Here is a 927-nt window from a genome sequence, read left to right on the forward strand (position 1 = left end):
GCGCCGCCGACCCCGCGTCCGAGCACTGCGACCTGTGCGCCGAGCCGGTGCCCGAGGGCCACCGCCACATGCTGGACGCCGAGCAGAGCGCGGTGCTGTGCACCTGCGGCCCGTGCACGCTGCTCTTCGGGCAGAGCGCGGCGGGCGGACGGCACTACCNTGCCCGAGCGGCGGCTGCGCCTGGCCGGGCCCCGTATCGACGCGGCGCTGCGGGCCCGGCTCGGCGTACCGGTCGGCCTGGCCTTCTTCGTACGGGACGGCGCGAGCGGCGAGGTGAGCGTGGGCTATCCCAGCCCGCTGGGCGTGACCCGCGCCGCCGTCGCGCCGGAGGTCTGGAACGAGGTCGTGGCGGGGTACCCGGAGGCCGCGCAGATCGCGGACGACGTGGAAGCGCTGCTCGTGCACAGCACGGACGGCATGAGCGGTCCGGGCGGCGCGGGCGGTCCGGACCGTGCGGACGAGCACTGGATCGTCCCGCTCGACGACTGCTACCGGCTCGCGGCCGTCGTACGCACCCACTGGCGGGGGCTGTCCGGCGGCCCCGAAGTGCGCGGGCACATCGACGCGTTCTTCGCGGGGCTCGCGGAGGCCGAGGCCGCCGCGTCCCCCACCGGCTGAGCCGCGTGCTGCCGCCGGGCAGCGCGCTCGAACCCGAGGAGTCAGCATGGCTGTGATCAAGGTCGGCAGGCCGCAGGTACGGCCCGACAAGGCGGCGCACGTCCCCGGCGTGCGGCAGGGCAACCACCAGGGCGCCTACGGGCGGCAGCCGGGGCATCTGCCGGACGACACCTCCACCGCCCGCAGGTCCACCGGGATCTCCGCGAAGGGGAAGGGCCCGATCGTGCCCGGCATGCCGAACCTCTCGCCCGCGTGAGGGCGCGCACCGTTCCGGACCCGTCCGGCGGCGCCGGCTGTGACAGCGGCGCC

1 protein-coding gene and 1 pseudogene are annotated in these 927 nt (G+C 76.3%); both read left to right on the plus strand.

Features of this window, described 5'->3' with window-relative positions; genetic code table 11:
- The first annotated feature begins 68 nt into the window (after nt 1-68).
- A pseudogene (locus tag AN218_RS38880) lies at nt 69-618 on the plus strand (DUF5947 family protein).
- Nucleotides 619-664: 46 nt separating this feature from the next.
- Nucleotides 665-874 carry a hypothetical protein gene (locus tag AN218_RS05255; RefSeq protein ID WP_070015441.1) on the plus strand — a complete coding sequence of 70 codons (210 nt, stop codon included), beginning with the start codon at nt 665-667 and terminating at the stop codon, nt 872-874.
- The last annotated feature ends 53 nt before the right edge of the window (nt 875-927 follow it).

The sequence above is a fragment of the Streptomyces nanshensis genome (genome assembly GCF_001751255.1).
In the GTDB taxonomy this organism is placed as follows: Bacteria; Actinomycetota; Actinomycetes; order Streptomycetales; family Streptomycetaceae; genus Streptomyces; species Streptomyces nanshensis_A.

Coding starts and splice junctions, on each gene's coding strand:
- AN218_RS05255 (WP_070015441.1), top strand. CDS start 665: ATGGCTGTGATCAAGGTCGGCAGGCCGCAGGTACGGCCCGACAAGGCG.